General features: G+C 69.8%; 8 protein-coding genes. 7 read left to right on the top strand and 1 reads right to left on the bottom strand.

The annotated features are described in order from the left end of the window. The first annotated feature begins 5 nt into the window (after positions 1-5). The 7 genes from AB0H42_RS00990 (at position 6) to AB0H42_RS00960 (ending at position 18992) form a co-directional block, all read left to right on the top strand. Complete coding sequence (locus AB0H42_RS00990) at positions 6-1013, top strand: 3-oxoacyl-ACP synthase (protein ID WP_357047830.1); 1008 nt, start codon at positions 6-8, stop codon at positions 1011-1013. After that, entirely contained in the window at positions 1010-3862 is a 2853-nt protein-coding gene (locus AB0H42_RS00985) for an HAD-IIIC family phosphatase (RefSeq protein WP_357047827.1), read from the top strand. The genes AB0H42_RS00990 and AB0H42_RS00985 overlap by 4 nt, the downstream gene beginning before the upstream one ends. Beyond that, on the top strand, positions 3859-8229 hold the full coding sequence (locus tag AB0H42_RS00980; protein WP_357047824.1) for a condensation domain-containing protein: 4371 nt from the start codon (positions 3859-3861) through the stop codon (positions 8227-8229). The genes AB0H42_RS00985 and AB0H42_RS00980 overlap by 4 nt, the downstream gene beginning before the upstream one ends. Next, positions 8226-9080 (top strand): 3-hydroxyacyl-CoA dehydrogenase family protein, encoded by an 855-nt coding sequence (locus tag AB0H42_RS00975; RefSeq protein WP_357047821.1) that lies wholly within the window; start codon positions 8226-8228, stop codon positions 9078-9080. Before AB0H42_RS00980 ends, AB0H42_RS00975 begins: the two co-directional genes overlap by 4 nt. Then, positions 9067-14049: an amino acid adenylation domain-containing protein gene (locus tag AB0H42_RS00970; RefSeq protein ID WP_357047818.1), complete on the top strand. Its 4983-nt coding sequence runs from the start codon at positions 9067-9069 to the stop codon at positions 14047-14049. The genes AB0H42_RS00975 and AB0H42_RS00970 overlap by 14 nt, the downstream gene beginning before the upstream one ends. Further along, positions 14046-18422: an amino acid adenylation domain-containing protein gene (locus tag AB0H42_RS00965; RefSeq protein WP_357047815.1), complete on the top strand. Its 4377-nt coding sequence runs from the start codon at positions 14046-14048 to the stop codon at positions 18420-18422. Before AB0H42_RS00970 ends, AB0H42_RS00965 begins: the two co-directional genes overlap by 4 nt. Positions 18423-18572: 150 nt before the next feature. Continuing rightward, positions 18573-18992, top strand: a complete 420-nt coding sequence (locus AB0H42_RS00960; RefSeq protein ID WP_357048694.1) for a hypothetical protein — start codon at positions 18573-18575, stop codon at positions 18990-18992. Between the two features lie 283 nt (positions 18993-19275). Here the strand turns inward: AB0H42_RS00960 and AB0H42_RS00955 are convergent, their stop codons facing one another. Beyond that, positions 19276-19896: a hypothetical protein gene (locus AB0H42_RS00955; RefSeq protein ID WP_357047812.1), complete on the bottom strand. Its 621-nt coding sequence runs from the start codon at positions 19894-19896 to the stop codon at positions 19276-19278. Between the last annotated feature and the right edge of the window lie 206 nt (positions 19897-20102).

Raw genomic sequence — 20102 nt, 5'->3', positions numbered from 1 at the left:
CGGCGATGCCCATGATCTCCCTCGGTCCGGTGTCGACCGCTTTTCCTGAATCCGCGGTCGCGATAGCCGATCTCGCCGAGCTGTCGGAACTACCGCCCGCTCGTCGCGCGCACGCACTGTCGCTCGGCATCATCTCCGTGCGCTGCGGCGGCGACGCCGCGGAACACGATCTCGCCGCCGAGGCGGCCCGCGGGGCAATCGACCGCGCGGGGCTGGCGGCGAGCGAACTCGACGCGCTGCTGGTGGTCGGTGGGCGCGCACCGCGCTATCTGCTCGCCTCCGAAGCCACGCGCCTCCAGCAGCGCCTCGGCGCGGATCGCGCGTTCGTCGCCGGGATCGGCGAGCTCGGATGCGTGTCGATCTCGGCCGCGTTCACCCTCGCGGCGGCGTTGCTGCGCGGGGACACACGGTGCCGCACCGTACTCGTCGTCGCCGCGGCGACCGCGCCGACCCGATTCCGCTATCGCGCGCCGATGACGATCCTCGGCGACGGGGCCGCCGCCGTTGTGCTCGGTGCCGGAAACCGGGGCCGGTATCAGCTGGTCGACCACGAGATGCGCAGTGACGGCCGCTACGCGGACCTGTTCCGGATCGACTACCGCGACCTACCTTCGGATCAGTGGCGCGAAACCTGCGCCGATGAGGCCACCTACAGCTTCCGGCTCGCGGTCGAAAGCCGCAATCGGTTCACCGCGATGAACAAAGAAATGATGTCCCGCAACGGATTACGTATGGGCGACCTGGGTTCGGTACTGATGCAGAACCTGTCGGCCGGCGCGTTCGCCTTCTGGGAGGAGGCGCTCGGTGTCGGCATCGATCCGGCCTGCCACCGCAATCTCGCCGGATTCGGCCACCTCGGCTCGGTGGATGTGCTGGTCAACCTGGACCTCGCGGCGGGGACGCGCGCGCCGGGGGATCACCTGCTGCTTCTGAACAGCAGCCCGGTCGCGGCGTGGAGCGCCAGCCTGCTGCGTCGCCTGCCGGACGGCGATAGAGGAGGGATGTTTTCATGAACACGATCGTGAAATGCCTGGTGTGGGATCTGGACGACACACTGTGGGACGGTGTGGTGCTGGAAGGCGACGCCCGCGCACCGCGGCCGGAAGCGCGCAGGGCGCTGCGGCTGCTGGACGAGCGTGGCGTCGTGCACGCGGTCGCGAGCCGCGGCGAGCCCGCTCCGGCGCTCGCGCATCTGGCGGTGCACGGGGTCGAGGAGATGTTCTGCGCGACCCAGATCGGCTGGGAAGCCAAATCGCTGGCGGTGCGCCGGATCGCGGAGTCGCTGAACATCGGCCTGGATGCCGTCGCCTTCATCGACAACGATCCGGTCGAACGCGCCGAGGTGGCGTCCGCGCTCCCCCAGGTGCGCTGCTACGCCGCCGAGGACGTAGCGGATCTACCGGATCTCGCGGAGTTCAGCCCGGCGGTCGTCACCCGCGACGCACGCGAGCGCCGGCAGCGCTACCGTGCCGAAACGCGCAGACGGACCAGCGAGCAGTCCTTCGCCGGTTCGAATGCCGAATTCCTGCTCGGCCTCGGGCTGGTGATGACCGTGCGCCGGGCGCGTGAGGCGGATCTGGACCGTGCGCACGAACTCACGGTGCGCACCCACCAGCTCAACACGACCGGCCGCACCTTCGATATCGGGCAGTTGCGGGAGCTGAGCGCCGATGCCACGCACGAGGTGCTGATCGCGACCTTGCGCGACCGGTTCGGCGAGTACGGCGCGATCGGACTCGCGGTCACCGAGGTGCGCGGCGCGGATTCGGTACTGCTACTGATGCTCATGTCCTGCCGGGTGATGTCGCGCGGGGTCGGTGGCGCGCTGCTGGCGCACCTGGTCGAGCGGGCGAGTGCGCGCGGACAGCGCTGTGTCGCGGAGTTCGTGCCGACCGAGGTGAACCGGGTCATGCTCGTCACGCTGCGCTTCGCCGGATTCGTCGTGCTGGAACAAGGCCCGGAACGGGTACTGCTCGGTCACGACGGACGCACCGTGGCGCCGCACACCGCTCACGTGCTCGTGCGGTCGGCCGATGCGCCGACGCCGCCCGGCGATCTGATCGGCGGTCTGCTGCGGCGGGCCGCCGAGTTCCCGGATCGGTGCGCGCTGATCTCCGGTGGGGAAACACTCACCTATCGCGAACTCGTCGACCGCACGGCCGCTCTCGCCGGGCGTCTGGTCGGGGCGGGTGTGCGTCCCGGGGACGTGGTGCTGTGTCTGCTCCGGCAGGACGTGTGGACGGTGGTGGCGATGCTGGCCGCACTACGCGCGGGGGCGGCGTGGTGTTTGGTCGAGCCCGGGCGGGCCGGCGCGCAGGTGCGTGCACTGGTCGACGACTTGACCTGCACCGCTGTCGTATTCGACGAGCACGCGCCTCCTACATCGCACGGGAAAGTGGAGGCACTGCTCGCCCCCGTGTCGGCCCGGCCCGCCCTGGTACCGCTGGGCGAGAGTTCACCGGCCGGTCCGCTGCCCGGTCCGCTGCCCGCGTCGGCGCCCGCCTATGTCATCACCACCTCGGGATCCACCGGCGCCCCCAAAGCAGTCGTGGCCAGCCGCGGCAACCTGGCCGCGATGATCTCCGGACGCGACTATCCATGCGAAGACGGCGCATTGGTCACGCTGTCGACCTGCCCGCTCACCGCCGACGCCGCACTGCTCTTCGGCCCGTGGGCCCTCACCCGGGGCGGGACTGTGGTGGTGCCGACCCACCGGGAGCTGCCCGACGCCGCGGCGGTCGGTGCGCTCGTGGCCGGGTCGCGGGTGAGTCACCTCGTCGCCACGCCGTCGTACTACCGGTTGCTGCTGCCGATTCTGGCCGAGGCGGCAGCCACGCCGACGGTGGTCGCCCTCGCGGGCGAGACGCTGTCCTCGTCGCTGGCCGCCCGGCATCGCGAACTGCTGCCCGCCACCGTCCTGATGAACGAGTACGGCCCCACCGAGGCGACCGTGACCTGCGTGCGGCACGTTGTCACCGATACCGCAAGGGTGCCCATCGGCCGACCGCTGCCGGGCAATACCGCGCGGGTGCTCGGGCCGGAGTTGACGGTGACGGCCGACGGAGACATCGGCGAACTGTATGTCGGCGGAGATCAGATCACCATGGGCTACGCCGCTCGTCCCGGGCAGACCGCGACCCGTTTCGTCGCCGACCCGTTCGCCGGCGAACCCGGCGCGCGGATGTATCGCACCGGCGATCTCGCGCGACTCACCACCGCGGGCGATATCGACTATCTCGGCCGCGCCGACGGCCAGGTGCAGATACGCGGCGCGCGGGTGGAACGACACGCAGTGGAGGCGGTGCTGGAGACCCATCCGGGGGTCGCGCACGCGGTGACCGTGGTACGCACCGGCCGCGACGAGATCGACGACCTCGTCGCGTTCATCGTGCCCGCCGCCGGCACCGCGCCGCCCGGTCGCCGGGAACTGGCTCGGCACTGCGCCGAACGGCTCTTGCCACTGGAGGTGCCGAGCCGATTCGTGCCGATCGACACGATTCCGATCGCCGCGGCGGGCAAGCTCGACACAGCCGCCCTGCTGGCCAGGGCCGACGATCCCCCGCTGCCGGGGCCGTCGCGCGCCGACTGGACACCCGGGCAACGCGAGATCGCCGAACTGTGGTCCGCCGCGCTCGAACACGATGACTTCGATCTCGACGATTCGTTCTTCGAGATCGGCGGCAACTCGCACCGGGTGGTCGTGCTGCATCTGCTGCTCGAGCAACACCGGCCGGGCGCGGTGCGCGTCGGACAGCTGTTCGATCTGCGCACGATCCGCGACCAGACCGATGCGCTCGCGGCCTGCGCCGCGGTGCCGGCCGAACCCTTGGTACCCGTCTCCACTCGAGCTTTCGAGCTGTGACCCGTCAGGAGCACACTGTGCCGGACCCCGGCGTCCACGCCACCGCCCGCGCGCGTGACACCGATATCGCAATCGTCGGTATCGGTGCGCGCTTCCCCGACGCTGCCGACCTCGCGGAATTCCGGGCCAACCTGGCCGCGGGGCGCGATTCGGTGGGGCCGATGCCGCCCGAACGGATCGCCGCCACCGGCCTGGACGACACCGTCACCTACCTGCCGATGGGGCACCTCGCCGAGATCGACGGATTCGACTACCGCTTTTTCCGGATGTCCCGCCGGGAGGCGTGCGTCACCGATCCGCAGCAGCGGCTCGCGTTGCTGCTGGCCCAGCGCGCGATCGAGGACGCCGGATACACCACGGAACGGCTGGCCCGCGCGGTCACCGCCGTCACGCTGAGCGCGGCGCAGTCGAGCTACCACTCCGCCGCGGTGGACCCGGGTCCGTTGAGCCTGCTCGGAAACGCCACCTTCGCGGGCCCGGCGCGCATCGCGCACCGGTTCGGATTCACCGGCGCGTGTTTCGGTGTCGACAGCGGATGCAACAGCGCGCTTGTGGCGGTGCACCGGGCCTGCCGCGAATTGAGCTGCGGGGACGCTGATTACGCACTCGCGGGTGGTGTGATCGTGCGCGTGCACGGCTCTCCGTCCTGGGGTGGGGCGAGCTTTTCCGAGATCATGTCGCCCACCGGCGTCTGCCGCGCATTCGACGCCGACGCCGACGGCACTGTGAACGGCGAGGGCGGCGCGATCCTGCTGCTCACCACGGTGGCCCGGGCACTGGCCGACGGTGCCCCGATCCACGCGGTGATCCGCGGCAGCGCGACCCGGCACAACGGAGCGGCCGCCGCCACCATCAGTACACCGAGCGCCGCCGCCCAGAACGCCGTCATCGCCAAGGCGTGGGAGGCTGCCGGACTCGATCCGCACGCGGCCGGTTTTCTCGAGACCCACGGGTCCGGGACTCGGCTCGGTGACGCGGTGGAACTGGAGTCGATCAGCGCTGTTTTCGGTGGCGGCCCCGGCCTGCCCATCGGCTCGGTGAAGACGAACATCGGTCACCTCGATCATGCCTCGGGTATCGCCGGCCTGGTCAAAGCCGTGCTGAGCGTTTCGGAGGGGCAGCTGTTCCCGTCGCTGCACTTCACCCGGCCGACCGGCGACTTCGACCTGGCGGCCGCCGGTATCGACGTGGTGACCGAGAGTCGCCCGTGGAGCGGTGACGCGGTGCGCGCCGCCGGAGTCAGCTCCTTCAGCCTGGGCGGCAGTATCGCGCACTGCGTGGTGTCGCAGGCTCCGCCGATGCCCGCCACCCCGCCGTCGCACCGCGCCCACTTGATCGGCGTTTCCGCGCGCACGCCCGAGGCGTTGAGCGAGCTGTGCGCCCGGCTCGCCGAGGCGGTGCGCAACACCGATGCCGCGCTGGACCAAGTGGCCGCGACTCTCACCCTCGGTCGTGACCAGTACGAGCACCGGGTCGCCGTGACCGCATCGGACACGGCGGAACTCGCCGAGTTGCTGGACAAGGCCGCGGTGGGCGCGCACCGCGTGCCGACCGCGCCCCGCGTGGTGCTGTTGCTGTCTCCCGACGCCGTTCCGGTTCCACCGGGTCCGGCCGGCACCGTCGCGGCGCAGCCGCCCACACTGCCCGCCGAGCTGCCCGCCACCGGAACAACAGCGTCGGTGCTGGCCGGGCAGATCGCGGTGCACGAACGGCTCACCGCGTGCGGGGTCCGGCTCGCGGCACTGCTGAGCGCGGGATCGTCACGCTTCGCCGCCCGGTATCTGCTCGGCTCCCGCGACGGGGTCGAACCGGCCGAACTCGCCGACGCGGCGCCCACCATCGACGGCGAGCGGCTCCTCGGCGCGGTGCGCACCCTCATGGCCGAAGGACCGGTGGTTTTCGTAGAGCCCAGCCCGGACGGCAGGCTCGCCGCGCTCATCACCGACGTGATACCGGAAGCCGAGATCGTCTCCGCAGCCGCGGATACCGCCGATCTGGACGAACTCTTGGGCCGGTTGTACGAATACGGTGTCGACCTCGACTGGTCGGCCGTCGCGCCCGTCCATGCCCGCCGGATACGTTTGCCCGGCCATCCGATGCGCGAATCCGGCTGCTGGGTCGACCTGCCCCGCGCCGCGGCGTCCGTCGTCGTACCGCCCGCCGTGCCCGTCACGCCGCACGACCACTCCGATCCGGTGCGCTGGCTGCGTCGTACCCTCGCCGAACTGCTGTACACCGACGACGAGATCGACGAAGACGCCGACTATTTCGCCCTCGGTGGCAATTCGCTGATCGCGGTGCAACTGGTGGACCGGATCGAGGAGACCTACGGTTTCCGGCCGAAACTGCTCGACGTCTACGAGCGTCCTCGGCTGGCCGATTTCGCCGAGCTTCTCGCGACCGGGCGCGCCATCGGCGCCGCGCGCGCGCCGATCCCGGCTCTGGTCGCGCACGACGAACCGGTCATGTCCTCGGGGCAGGAACGGATGTGGTTCCACCACCAGTTCGATCCGCGGACGACGCTGTACAACTACCCGGTCGTCCAGCTGTTGCGCGGGCCGATCGACCCGGACGCGCTGCACGGCACCTTCGACGACCTCGTCGAGCGTCACGAGACCCTGCGGTACAACTTCGCCGAAGTGGACGGCGTCGCGGTGTTGCGCATCCGTGATCGGCTGGACGACTATGTCCGCCGCGTCGATGTCTCCGCGGAACCCGATCCGCTCGCCGCGGCCCGCGACCTCGTGCACGCTGCCGCCACCGAGCCGTTCGACCTCGCCGTGGACGCCCTGTTACGGGTGCTGCTCATCACCGTGGGACCGGATACCCATGTACTGCAATTGACCTGCCATCACGCCGTCACCGACGGTGCGACGCCGACGATTCTCGGGCGCGAGCTACCGGAGCTCTACGCCGCGCGGCGCGAAGGCCGGCCGCACCGCCTGGCGCCACTGCCGATCCGGTACCGCGACTACGCGGCCTGGCATCGCGCACTGCTGGCGAGTTCGGCGCTCGACCACGAACTCGACTATTGGCGCGACACGCTGGCCGACGCACCGGTGCTGCGGCTGCCCACGGATTTTCCACGACCCGACCGCAAGAACTATGCCGGCGACCTACATCCGTTCACCATCCCCGCGCAGCTGCTCACCGATCTGCGTGCGCTGGCGAGTCGTGCATCGGTCTCGTTGTTCGTGGTCCTGCTCAGCGCCTTCTATCTGACTCTCGCGCGGCACAGTGGCCAGCGCGATATCGTCGTCGGCACGCCGACCACCGGACGCGGCCGAAGCGAATTCCAGGATCTGATCGGCTATTTCAACAGTACGGTCGCCTTGCGCACCGACTTCACCGCCGACACCACGTTGCCGGACATGCTGACCCGGGTGCGCTCGGTCGTATTCGATGCGCTCGAACACCAGGAGATCCCGTTCGACCGGGTGGTCAATGCTGTGGCGCCGCAGCGCGACCTGTCGCGCACACCGCTGTTCGATGTGCTCTACATCCACCAGGTGACGCCACGAATGGAGCGGATCGACGAGGCGAGCGCGGAATTATTCGATATCGACCACGCCGCAAGCAACGAGTTCGGCGGATTACCCACCGGGACTGCCAAATTCGACCTGACGCTGATCACCTTCGAATACACCGACAGCGTCCCACGCGATATCGGCGCGTGCCTGGAGTTCAGCACCGAGCTGTTCACCACGCAGACGGTGACCGCGCTCGGCGACGCGTTCCTGGAGATCCTGACGACGATGGTGTCGGACGCCGGCGCGCCGCCGATCGAGGCGCTGATCGCCGGACCCCGGCGGGACCCGGACGTGACGACGTCCATCCCCACCGATCGACCGCGCATCGGGAACACCGTGGAATACGAAGTGGTCACGCGTGCGATAGAGCTGGATCGCGCCGAACTCGATCGCTTCGAGACCGCGCTGTTCGACGCATACACGGTTCTGCTCGGCTGGTACAGCGGCGGTGACCGGTTGCGTATCGGCCTGCCCGACGGACCCGATGGTGCGCGAGACGTCATCGTGACCGTCCGCCCGGACACCACCTGGCGGACGTTGCGCGACAACCCGCCGGATTCGGCCGCGAGTACCGGCGCGACGACCCTGCGGTACCTCGGCGACGCGCGGGTTGTACCGGCGGACACCGCGACCGAACTCGCGCTCGCATGGACGCCCGACTCCACCGAGTTGCGTGTGCACTACGCGACCGCACTGTTCGACCGTTCCTCCGCCGAGGCCATCGCCGACGAACTGGTCGCGCTGGCGCGGGCCGCGATCGACAGACCGGACGAACCGGTGCACGACACCGTGCTCGGCATCGAAACCTTTCAGGACGAAAAGGAGATCCACCCGTGACCGCACAGCACCGGGTCGGCGTGGTCGGCGCGGGCACGATGGGCGCGGGTATCGCCCAGTGCGTGGCCGCAGCGGGCATGCCCGTCACCGTGGTCGATCCCGATCCCGCTGCCGCCGAACGCGCCCGGCGCGGCATCCGCGCGGCGCTGCGTTCGAGCGTGCTGCTGGGCCGCGGTCCGCGCCCCGGCGAGCTCGCCGAGATCACCGACCGCATCAGGTGGTCGCAGCGCGTCGAGGAGCTGCGCGAGGCCACCTTCGTCATCGAATCCGTCCCGGAGCGCGTCGCACTCAAATACCGCGTACTGGCCGAACTCGACCGTGTGTGTGCGCCGTCGGCTGTGTTCGCCTCGGGGACCTCGGCCATCCCCATCACCGATCTGGCCGCCCGCACCACCCGGCCGGAGCGGATGCTCGGACTGCATTTCATGAACCCCGCGCCGCTGACCGAGGCGGTGGAGGTGATCACCACCGCGCAGACCGCGCCCGGCACCCTGGCCACCGCGCTCGACTTCCTGAGTGCACTCGGCAAACGCGGCATCGTGGTCGGTGACGGTCCGGGGTTCGTCATCAACCGGGTGCTCATGCTCGCCATCGCGGAGGCCGCCGCTGTCACCGAATCCGGAACCGACGCCGCCACGGTCGACGCCTTGTTCGAGGGCTGCCTCGGCCATCGGATGGGGCCACTGCGCACCGCGGATCTGATCGGTCTCGACAATGTGGCCGACACCCTCGCGGTGCTGCGCGATACCACCGGCGACGGCCGCTATCGCGTGCCGGACGTGCTGGCCACGCTGGTCGGGAACGGGCATCTGGGCCGCAAATCGGGAAGGGGATTCCATGCCTACCCCTGAGACGAGCACACTCGACCACCCGCTCGAGCAGACGCCGGGGCTGGGTCCGCTGGCCCGGCGCAGCGGCGGCGGGACAGCGGCGGTGGTGCTGGCCGCGCTGGCGGTGTACACGCATCGCCGGACGGGCGCGGACCGGGTGACCGTCGGCTATCGGTCCGGTACCACCGCGATCGAGATCCGCGTGACAGTGGCGGCGCGCGACGACTTCCGCAGCGTCGCCACCCAGATCGGGGCGCTGCTCCGACAGCGCACGACCGGCGCTGCCGGACCGGAATGCCCGACCGCGGTGCACGACAACGACGACGGGTGGCAAGTCGGGGTGCCCGAGGTCGAGTTGCCGGTTTTCACCGAGCTTTTCGCGCGACTCGTAGCCGCGCCCGCAACCCCGGTCGCCCGGGTCGATCTGACCGCCGAGGAGGACCGCGCGCGCATTCTGCGCCGCGGCGGACCGGTTCGCGCCCGGGACCCGCACGCCACCACCCTGACCGGTTTCGAGTCGATCGCACGCCGGTCGCCCGAGTCGATCGCACTGGTGTACGGTGCGGATTCGGTCACCTACGGTGAGCTGGACTCTCGCGCGAATCGACTGGCACGCTGTCTGGTTCGGCGTGGCGTGGGGCCGGATACGGTGGTCGGCGTCGCGATGGTCCGTTCGATCGAAGCGGTCGTCGCGGTGTACGCGGTGCTGAAGGCGGGCGGTGCGTATCTGCCGCTGGAACCGGGGCATCCGGCCGAGCGGCTGAATCGAATCCTGACAGTGGCCGAGCCGGTACTGGTGCTGAGCACACGCGGCGACGGCTTCGCCACCGATGCTGTGCCCGTCCACTACCTCGGCGAGCCGGATGAGATGGACGAAGACGGCACACCGCTGCACGATGCCGACCGGCACGCGCCCCTGCGTTCCGGCAATCTGGCGTATCTCATGTTCACTTCCGGTTCGACCGGCGTGCCCAAGGGTGTCGCGGTCCCGCATGCGGCGGTGGTGGACCATCTGCGGTGGATGACCGAGCACATCGGCCTGGACGAGACCGACACCGTCCTGCAGAAGACGCCGGTCACCTTCGACGTCTCGATCTGGGAGCTGTTCTGGCCGGCGAGTACCGGAGCGACCCTTGCCATCGCCCCGCCGTCGGCGCACACCGACCCCGCCGAACTGACCCGGCTGATCGCCGCGCACGCGGTGACGACCCTCCAGTTCGTGCCCTCGACGCTGAGCAACCACCTCACTGTGGTGTCCGGCTTTCCGGCCTGCGTCCGCCGCGTGCTGACCATCGGGGAGACGCTCACCCTCGCCCTGGCGCGGCGGTTCGGTGCGGCGACCCCCGCGCGGCTGCACAACCTCTACGGGCCGACCGAAGCGACCGGGGCTGTCACGGGATGGCCGGTGGACGTGCTGGATCCGGCGTCGATACCCATCGGTTCGGTCGCCACGAATACGCGGGCGTACGTACTCGACGCGCGGCTGCGCCCCGTTCCCGACGGGCTGCCTGGCGAACTGTATCTCGCGGGGGCACAGCTGGCGCGGTGCTATCAGGGCGAGCCCGCGCGTACGGCCGAACGTTTCGTCGCGGACCCTTTCGAACCTGGTGCGCGGCTGTACCGCACCGGCGATATCGTCCGGTGGAATGCGGCGAACGAGCTGCTGGAGTACCAGAGCCGAGCCGATCTTCAGGTCAAACGCCACGGCGTGCGCATCGAACTGGGCGAAGTGGAGGCCGCGCTCTCGGCGTGCGCGACGGTCGGGCAGGCGGTGGCGACGCTGCGCCCCGACGGAAGGCTCCTCGGTTACGTCGTGCCGGTAGCGGGCGCGGTCTGCGCCCCGGACGCACTCCGCACGGAATTGTCCCGCGCCCTTCCGGCCGCCATGATGCCCGACGATATCGTCGTGCTGGACGCGTTCCCCGCCACCACGGCGGGCAAGGTGGACCGGGCGGCACTGCCCGAACCGGCGCCACGGGATATCCCGTACCGTGCGCCGTCGACGCCGGTGGAGCAGACGTTGACCGAGGTGTTCGGGCAGGTGCTCGGGCGGGATCGGGTCGGTGTCGACGAATCCTTCTTCACCATGGGCGGCGACAGCGTCATGTCGATTCTGCTGGTCGCCCGGGCGAAGTCGCGGGGCGTACACGTCACCCCCGCGCAGGTCTTCGAACGGCCCACCGTCGCGGGGCTGTCCACGGTCGCCACGACCGGAGCGCCCGAGCGGCATGTGCTCGCCGAACTACCCGGCGCCGGGGTGGGAGAGATGCCACCGACGCCCGCCGTCCTCGCGCTGATCGAGCGCGCCGCATCCGGTCGCGTGCCGTTCGATCGGTATGCCCAGCACATGGTGCTCGAACTGCCCGCGGGCATCACCGCGACCACGGTGCGACAGGTGATCGGCGCGGTTGTCGAACAGCACGACATGTTGCGCGCACGGCTCTACCGCGACGCGGGTGGCGAGTGGCGCCTGTTCGCCGACCCACCCGGATCCTTCGAGGTCGGGGCGGTTCTCCGCCGGGTCGATATCTCGTCGGCCGATGATGCCGAAGAGTCCGCGATCCTCGCTCGTGAGATGGACGCCGCGACCGGCCGCCTCGACCCGGCGAACGGGGTCGTGCTGCGGTGTGTCTGGCTCGATCGGGGCCGCGGCGATCGCGGTGGGCTCCTCGTTGTCGTGATCCACCACATTGCGGTGGACGGTGTGTCCTGGCGCGTCCTGATCCCGGACTTCGTCGCGGCGTGGGCCCGGCTCGAGTCTGGCCGGTCGCCGCGGTTGCCCGCCACGGGCACCTCGGTGCGGCGATGGGCACACGCGCTGCGTGACAGAGCAGATGACGTCGAGCTGCTCGCCCAGGCCGACAGATGGAGGGAACTGCTGCGCGGGCCCGATCCGCTGTTCACCGATCGCGGGCTCGATCCACGTATCGACAGCCCCGCCACGATGCGCCGCATCGTCTGCGAGTTCGACGAGGCGACGACCTCCGCCGCCGTGACCACGGTGCCTCCGCGCTACGGCACCGATACCAACACCGTCCTGCTGACCGCGCTGACCGTCGCGATGGTCGCATGGCGCGGCGGTGACAGCTCCGTCGTCCCCGTGCGGCTGGAATCCCACGGCAGGCACGGCGATCTCGTGCCCGGCGCCGATCTCGCGCGCACGGTCGGCTGGTTCACCGCGGCCTATCCGTGCCGTTTCGACCTGACGGGTATCGATATCGCGGACGCGATCGTGGGTGGTCGCGCCCTCGCCGGTGCGGTGAAAACCGTCAAGGAACAACTACGTGCCGTACCCGAGGGCGGCCTCGGCTACGGGGTGCTGCGCTACTTCGGTACCGGCGTCGATCTCCCGGCCGAGACCACTCAACTATCGTTCACGTACCTGGGCGCGATCTCCGCGGCGAACGGCCCCTGGCTGCCCACGGCCCTCGCGAGCGACCGTGATCCGATCGACCCCGGCCTCCCTGCCGATGTGGCCCTCGCGGTCGATACCGCGGTGGTCGGCGATCGGCTCACCGCGGGCTTCTCGTTCCCCGAAACCCTGATCGGACCCGACCGCGTCCACGACTTCGCCGAGCTGTTCGGAACGGTCCTGCGCACCCTCGCGCGGCACGCGGCCGATCCCGCCGCCGGCGGGTGGACACCCTCGGATTTCGCACCCGCCGGTCTGCGGCAATCCGAGATCGATCGCTGGGAGCGCCACTACGGCCGGTTGTGCGATATCCGGGCGCTCACCCCGATCCAGGAGAAGTTCGCCGACCTCGCACCCGCGGACGGACCGGAGGTCCACACCCTCCAGGTGATGCTGACCTGCGAAGGAACTCCCGATCTCGCACGCTTACGCGCGGCCGCCCAGCATGTCGTGGATCGGCATTCCGCGCTGCGGGCAGCGTTCGTCCGCGACGGCGGCGGCCGGTGGCGTCAGCTCGTCGTCGCGACCGCGCCGATCGAGGTCGGGGAAGTCGACCTGTGCGAACGCGGCACCGAACTGGACGATGTCCTGGCCGCGGAACAGGTGCGCCCGTTCGACCTGGAAACGCCGCCGCTCATCCGATTCCTGCTGATCCGGACCGCGGAGCGCCGCTGGGTGCTGTCGGTGACCAATCACCGGCTGCTGTTCGACGGCTGGTCCGCGCCGATCCTGATGCGAAACCTGCTGAGCGCGTTCGCGCTCGGTGTAGCCGGCTCCGGCGAGGTGGACGACGGGTTCGCCACTTTCCTGCGCTGGCGGGCGGCGCAGAACCGGGGGCCCGCAGCCGCGGCATGGCACGCTGCCCTGCACGACCTCGCCGCACCGACCCTGGTCGCCGCGCCGGGCGCCGCACCGCGCGATCCGGTGCGGTCGCATAGCGAACACCTGGTGACGCTGACGGCCGCGCGCACCGCCGCGCTGGCCGGCGTTGCCGCCGCATCCGGTGTCACGCTGAACACCGTCCTGCAGTACGTGTGGGCGTCGGTGCTGGGTGACCTCACCGGGACCGACGACGTCGTGTTCGGCGCGGTGGTTTCCGGACGGCCCGCGAGCATCCCCGGTATCGACGCCATGGTCGGCTCGTTCATCAACACCGTGCCGGTGCGGGTGCGCCGCCGCGACGACCGGCCGATAGGCGCGCGTCTGCGGGCGGTGCAGGCCGAGCAGGCGGCGCTACTCGACCATCACCATCTCGGACCGGCCGAGATCGAGGACGCGGCCGGTGTTCCGGTGCGCGCGTACTTCGACACACTGCTGGTGTTCGAGTCGTATCCGGTCGACGTCGCGCCGACCCCCATCACCGTGGGTGACCTGGTGCTGACCGATCTGTCGTCGCGGGAGATCACCCTGTTTCCGCTCACCGCGACGGTCTGGCCGCGCGACCGGCTGACAGTGGCACTGAATTGGCACCGCGGTCTGCTGGACGACGATCTGGTACGCCGGGTGATCGCCCGGCTGGAAGCCGAACTGGAACGGGTCGCGACCCTGCCCGCCGACGGCGTGAACGGAGTGAGATGACGCAGACGACACCTTGCCGGATCGACTACCCGCTGACCGTCGCGCAGCAGGAGATCTGGGCCTACACCACCCTGAACGGCGCGGATCATCGCTATCGCCTGGAGGGCTACATCCATCTGCGCGGGCGTATCGATCCCGGCCTGTTCGAACGCGCGCTGCGCCGTGTCGTCGCGGCCGCCGAGACCTTACGCATCCGGCTCGACACCGAGGGCCCCGAACCACGTCAGGTGATCGAGGACTGCGCCGAATGGATCCTGCGCCGGGGCGATTTCGGTGCGGCCTCTGATCCGGTCGAGGCGGCACTGGCCTACCTGCGCGCCGCACCGCCCGCCTTCGACCTGGCCGTCGCGCCGCTGTTCGACCACCATCTGCTGGACCTCGGTGCGGCGGGTCACCTCTGGGCCCTCCGCGCCCACCACATCGTCCTCGACGGCGGCGCGTCGCTGGCCCTCATCCGGGCGGTCGCGCGCGCCTACACCGCGTTGCTCGGTGGTGAGCCCGCGCCGGAAGTCGCCGATACCGTCGCGGGCTATGTCGAGCAGGACCGGCGGTATCGCGCCTCGCGCCGGTTCACCGACGACCGTACGTTCTGGTCCGGACGGCTCGCCGGGCTCCCCGACGCGCCGATGTTCACCCATCCGCCGGTCGCCGTCGGCGCATCCGGGCCGATCCGGCACTCGGGTAGTCCCGGTGACGTGGAATGGCGGGAATTCCGGCAGGCGGCAGCGCGGTTCGGCGCGGACTGGCCGGCCCTGCTGGCCGCGACGACGGCGCTGCTGCTGCACGCCGATTCCGGTGCGCGGACCGTGGTCCTCGGTCTGCCGGTGCCGGCCAAACGATCCTGGCGCGCGCTCGGGATGACCTCGAACGTCGTCGGACTGCGCGTCGAGGTCGACCCCGGCGCGTCCATCGGCGCACTCGCCACGGCGACGCAGGCGGAACTGCGCACGGTACTGCGACACCAGCATTATCGGCGATTCGACCTGCTCGCCGACGGCACGTCCCCGGGCGGCGAGCACCGGATCACCGGCCCGGTGCTCAATATCCTGCCCGCTGCGACCGATATCCGTTTCGGTGATGTGGTCGCCACACCGATCCCGGTATCGACCGGATACACCGAGGCATTCGGCATCGGCATCCATCTCGGCGATGGTCCGCCACGCATCGATATGGACAGCACCGCCGATCGGTGCGATCCCGCGGCGCTGGCGAGTCTGCACAGCCGCTTCCTGACCGCGATGAACGACGTGGCGGCGGCTTCCGCGGATACGCCCGCCGGCCGGCTGACCCGCGCGCCCGCGGTGGTCGTGCCGCGCAGCCCGCACGAGGATCCGGCGGGCGCGACGGATCGCGGTATCGCGGAGGTTTTCGATTCGGTCGCGCGCCGGCACCCCGAACGCCCTGCGCTCTGGTACGAGGGTGAGCACGTCGCCTATCGCGAACTGCAGGTCCGCGCACAACGGTTCGCCCACCATCTCGCTTCCCGGCACGGTGTCGGACTCGGGACGCCGGTGGGTCTGCGCCTGCCGCGCACCCCGGAACTGGTCGTCGCGGCGCTGGCTTTGATGCGGCTCGGCGCGCTCTGCGTTCCGCTGCACGAGCAGGACCCGCCCGACCGGGTCGCCTGGATGCTGTCCCACACCGGCACCGAACTCGTCGTCGACGATATCGCGCTGGTGCGCAGCGTCTCGCGGTCCGACGGGCCGGTCCCGACCACACCGGCCGGCTCGGTACCCGCCGACACGGCGGCCTGGCTGATGTTCACCTCCGGATCGACCGGCGCACCGAAAGGCGTACTCGCCACGCACCGGGCGATGGTGACGCGCGCGGTCGACCGGATCGCCGCGGGGCCGGAATACGCACGGATGCTGATGCATTCGCCCTACGCCTGGGACATGGTCGTCTGGGAACTCTGGATGCCGCTGTTGCAGGGGCATACCGTGGTGATCGCGACACCGGACCGGCTCGGGGCCGAAGACTTCCGCCAGGTCCTGCGGGCGGGAGAGGTCACCGCGGCGTTGCTGGCGACTGGGCTGTTCCAGGTGCTCGTCGACGATATACCGGACAGCCTCGGCCGGCTGCGCACGTTGTCGAGCGCCGGTGACATCCTGCCTCCCGATACCGTGCGCGCGATGCGCGCGGTGGCGCCCGGACTGGACATCGTCAACATCTACGGTCCGGTGGAGGCCACCGCCTACGCCACCGCCTACTCGATTCCGGCCGGACCGCTGCCCGACGAGGCGATTCCGGTCGGCCGAGCCGTGGACCACACCGAGGTACTGATTCTCGACGCCTTGCTGCGCCCGGTACCGCCGGGCATGGTCGGCGAGATCTACCTGACCGGGGCGGGTCTCGCCCGGGGATATCACCGGATGCCCGGCCGCACCGCGACCGTCTTCACGGCCAACCCCTTCGGCGCCCCGGGGACACGGATGTACCGCACCGGCGATCACGGCAGCTGGGGCGCCGACGGCGCCGTGCGGTTCCTCGGCCGCGGTGACCGGCAGGTCAAGGTCAACGGCATACGCGTGGAGCCCGGCGAGATCGAACACGCGATCCGGAACATGCCGGGGGTGACCGCGGCGGTCGTCACGGCGCACCGGGTGGCGGCGGGCAAGAGCTTGGTCGCCCATGTGGTCGCCGCCGAACCGATCGACCCCGCGGTCATGCGGACCCGGCTGGCGCGAGTCCTGCCCGCTTATCTGCTGCCGGCCGTGATCGTGCAGATTCCCGCGCTACCGCTGACGGCCAACGGCAAGGTCGACCGCACCGCGTTGACCATGCCTGCCTCGGCCGCCGCGGAGCCGCCGCGGACACCGCGGCGGCAGATCCTCGCCGGGCTGTTCGCCGACGCCGTCGGACAGCAGCGGGTCGGCGTGCAGGACGATTTCTTCCGTATCGGCGGGAACTCGCTCGCGGCGATCCGGCTCGCGGCGGCGGCGAGCCGGACCTTCGGTGTTGTGGTGAGTCCGCGCGACCTGCTCGACGCGCCCACCGTCGCCGCGCTGGAGCGGCGCATCGCCGATCGCGGCGACGATTCCGGCGCCGTCGATCGGGCACCAGTGGACGTCGCGTATCGGGAGAGCGACGGTACCGCCTCCCTTCCCGATGACGCGATTCCGCTCGCACCGAGCCAGCAGCGACTCTGGACGGTCAACTATCTCAGCGACGGCGCTGCCGATTACCTGATGCCCGCCGCTGTGGACCTCATCGGTCCACTCGACGCGGCGATCGTGCGGGCGGCGGTCCGCGATGTGGTACGCCGGCACGAGATACTGCGGACCACACTGCCTTTCACCCCTTCGGGGCCGGTCCAGCGGATCGCGGCATTCGACCGGGACGCTGTCGACTACGGCGAGGTCACCGACGTCGTGGACCTGAACCGATTGCTGGCAGCGGAGCTGGATCGCGGTTTCCGGCTGCTCGCCGAGGCGCCGCTGCGGGTGCGGTTGTACAGGCTGACGCCCGATCACCACGTTCTGCTCGTGATCCTGCATCACTGCGCCGGTGACGCCGAATCACTGGCGCTGTTGCTGCGTGAACTCGAATTCGCCTACTTCGCACGCGCCGAAGGCGCGGCACCCGGCTGGCCGACGCCACCGGTCCAGTTCGCCGATTACGCCCGGTGGTTGCGTGACCACGGCGACGATCCCGTCCACGCGCGGTACTGGAGTGACCTGCTGTCCGGGCTGGCGTACACCCCGCCGCTGGCCGTCGACCATCCGCGGTCCGCTGCCGGTGGATACCCGGCGGCGCTGCTGCCGTTCACCCTCGACGCGGCCACCCACGCCGCGGTGCGGGACACCGCCCGTCGCCGCGGGGCGACCACCTACGCCGTCCTGCACGCGGCCCTCGTCCACGCCCTCACCGATATGGGCGCCGGACCCGATCTGGTCATCGGCACGGCACTGAGCGGACGCGATCGCCCTGAACTCGACACGATGCTCGGCTGTGCGGCCGATATCGTACTGATCCGCACCGACCGCACCGCCGCACCGGCCGCCGCGCAACTGATCGACCAGATTCGCGACCGCATCCTGGAAGCTCACGAGAACAGGCGCTACCCGTTCGAGCGAGCCACGGCCGCCCACGCCGGACCGGATCGCCCGCTGCCCCAGATCGTCACCACGTTCTTCCGCGATCTCCCGGTCGCGGGTGGCGCGGGCGATATCGAGGTCCTGCTGCGCGAACTGCCACCCCAGCGAGCGGAGTTCGAGATCCTCATCCAGCTCGGAGAAGCCACCGGCCCCGGCGGCGAACCGGCCGGAATCCACGGCGAAATCCGCTACGCCGCACCACTGTGGGAGGCCACGACGATCACCGCGCTCGCACGCGGACTGCGCACCGCGATCACCGCACTGTCGAACGGGTAGGCGGCCCGGCGCCATCGGCGGGTGCTCTGGATCCGGCCGATGGAGGCGTAATGATCGGGCGTCCGGGCCGTTCTCGACATGCCACACGATCGACACGCCCGCGGAAGACCGCGGGCCGTGCTCTGTCGGCAACTCGGCCGTAAACGCCCGATGGAACTTGTCCGCACCGGCGACCCGATCGATGCCCGCACCGCCGAACAGTGGAGCCTGATCAACCGACCGCAGCAAAGGGCAGCGGCGCTGCCGACCGCCCTCGGCGACGGGTCGTTCGGCTGCGGCCGGATGCATTGTCGGACAGATTATCCGCGCTCGTCGAGGAAACGCTCGAGTGCCGGCTCGCCTCGCTCTCCCCCGGGCTGGATCTCCCCGGAAGCGTACTGTCGAGGGAACGAGACCGCCGAGGTCTTGCAAACAAAGGATGCCCAGTTGTCCGACAAATCTCCGCGTAGCACGATGTCCAAAAAGCAGGGGAAATCGATCAAGGAGAAACGAGCGGAGAAGAAGGCCAAGTCAGCCGCGACCGAATTCGGTGTTGAAGCCTTGGAGAACAAGGGCAAGAAGCGCAAATAGACATACTCCTGTCCCGCGTCGGAGCTCGGCCCTCACGGGCTCGGCTCCCACGCGGGGAGATCGATGTCGTGCCGAGTCGACGAACGAATCCCTGCACGGGGTCGCCGCGGCCCGGATCAAGCCAACGGGTACGCACCGGCAACAATGGCGCAGGCAGCGGCACGGGCGTTGTTCGCTCGCCACGAAGAGGTGAACGCACGAGCGAGAAGTCGTGGGGCGGAACTCACCTCGAGTGCCGGAGTGGTCAGCGCCTCGATCTCGATCGCGTCGACGCGAATTGTTCTCACGGTTTCGACCAGCGCTCGTGTGCGGACTGCCGGGTGATGTGTGCGGCGCGGCCGATATCGGTCCAAGAAGCTCCGCCTGCGCGGGCCTGACGCACAGCTTCGACGCGCCGGTGTTCGGCTTCGGCGATTTCGTCGGTGATTACCTCGATCTGTCGGAGCGCTTGGAACGGGCGGATATGGGCGTACCAGTCCTGCATGGCAGCATCTCCGAATGCGCCGGAGTCCTCGGCAAATCCGTGACCATCGTTGAAACAGTAGTGGGTATCGGCGTCATCGGCTGTCCGTGTCCGGGTCCAGACCGGGCCCCGCCAGTGAATGCGCCCACTACCTTCCGCAACACATGCCACTTGCCAGCCGGTGATCTCCTCTTCGGCGCGATAGTGCTCGCCGTCGGCGATGGGCGAACCATCCGGGGTGTGGGTGATCGGGATGCCTTCGCTGCTGTATCCCCGGCCGCCGTAGCCGTCTGCGAACAGTTGCATGACCCAGCCCTCGTGCTTTCCATCTTCGGTGCTTCTACTCATACCTGCCTTTGATTCTGTTGCCTGAATATTTCCTGACAGTTTATCGGCCGTCAGGAAGCCCTGACAGTCTTCCGGGAGTGGATTTCCCCACAATCACCAGCACCGCACGCAGCAGCACTCTTGTCTGCTCCTTACTACCGGGCCGCCACCAGCCTTGATCTGCCTCCTCGGCGGCAGTGCAGCGGGCTGCGAGCAGTCGCGCGCTGTCGGTGTTGTTCTGGTCCGTGCCGGCGGTGGCGGGGGCGTGCTGCGCGAGGTCGGGAGCGGACCCGAGTACACGACGATTGCCACGGGTGTGC

It is taken from the genome of Nocardia sp. NPDC050799 (assembly GCF_040654015.1).
Classification (GTDB): domain Bacteria; phylum Actinomycetota; class Actinomycetes; order Mycobacteriales; family Mycobacteriaceae; genus Nocardia.
This window is presented reverse-complemented; position numbering and strand designations above follow the sequence as displayed.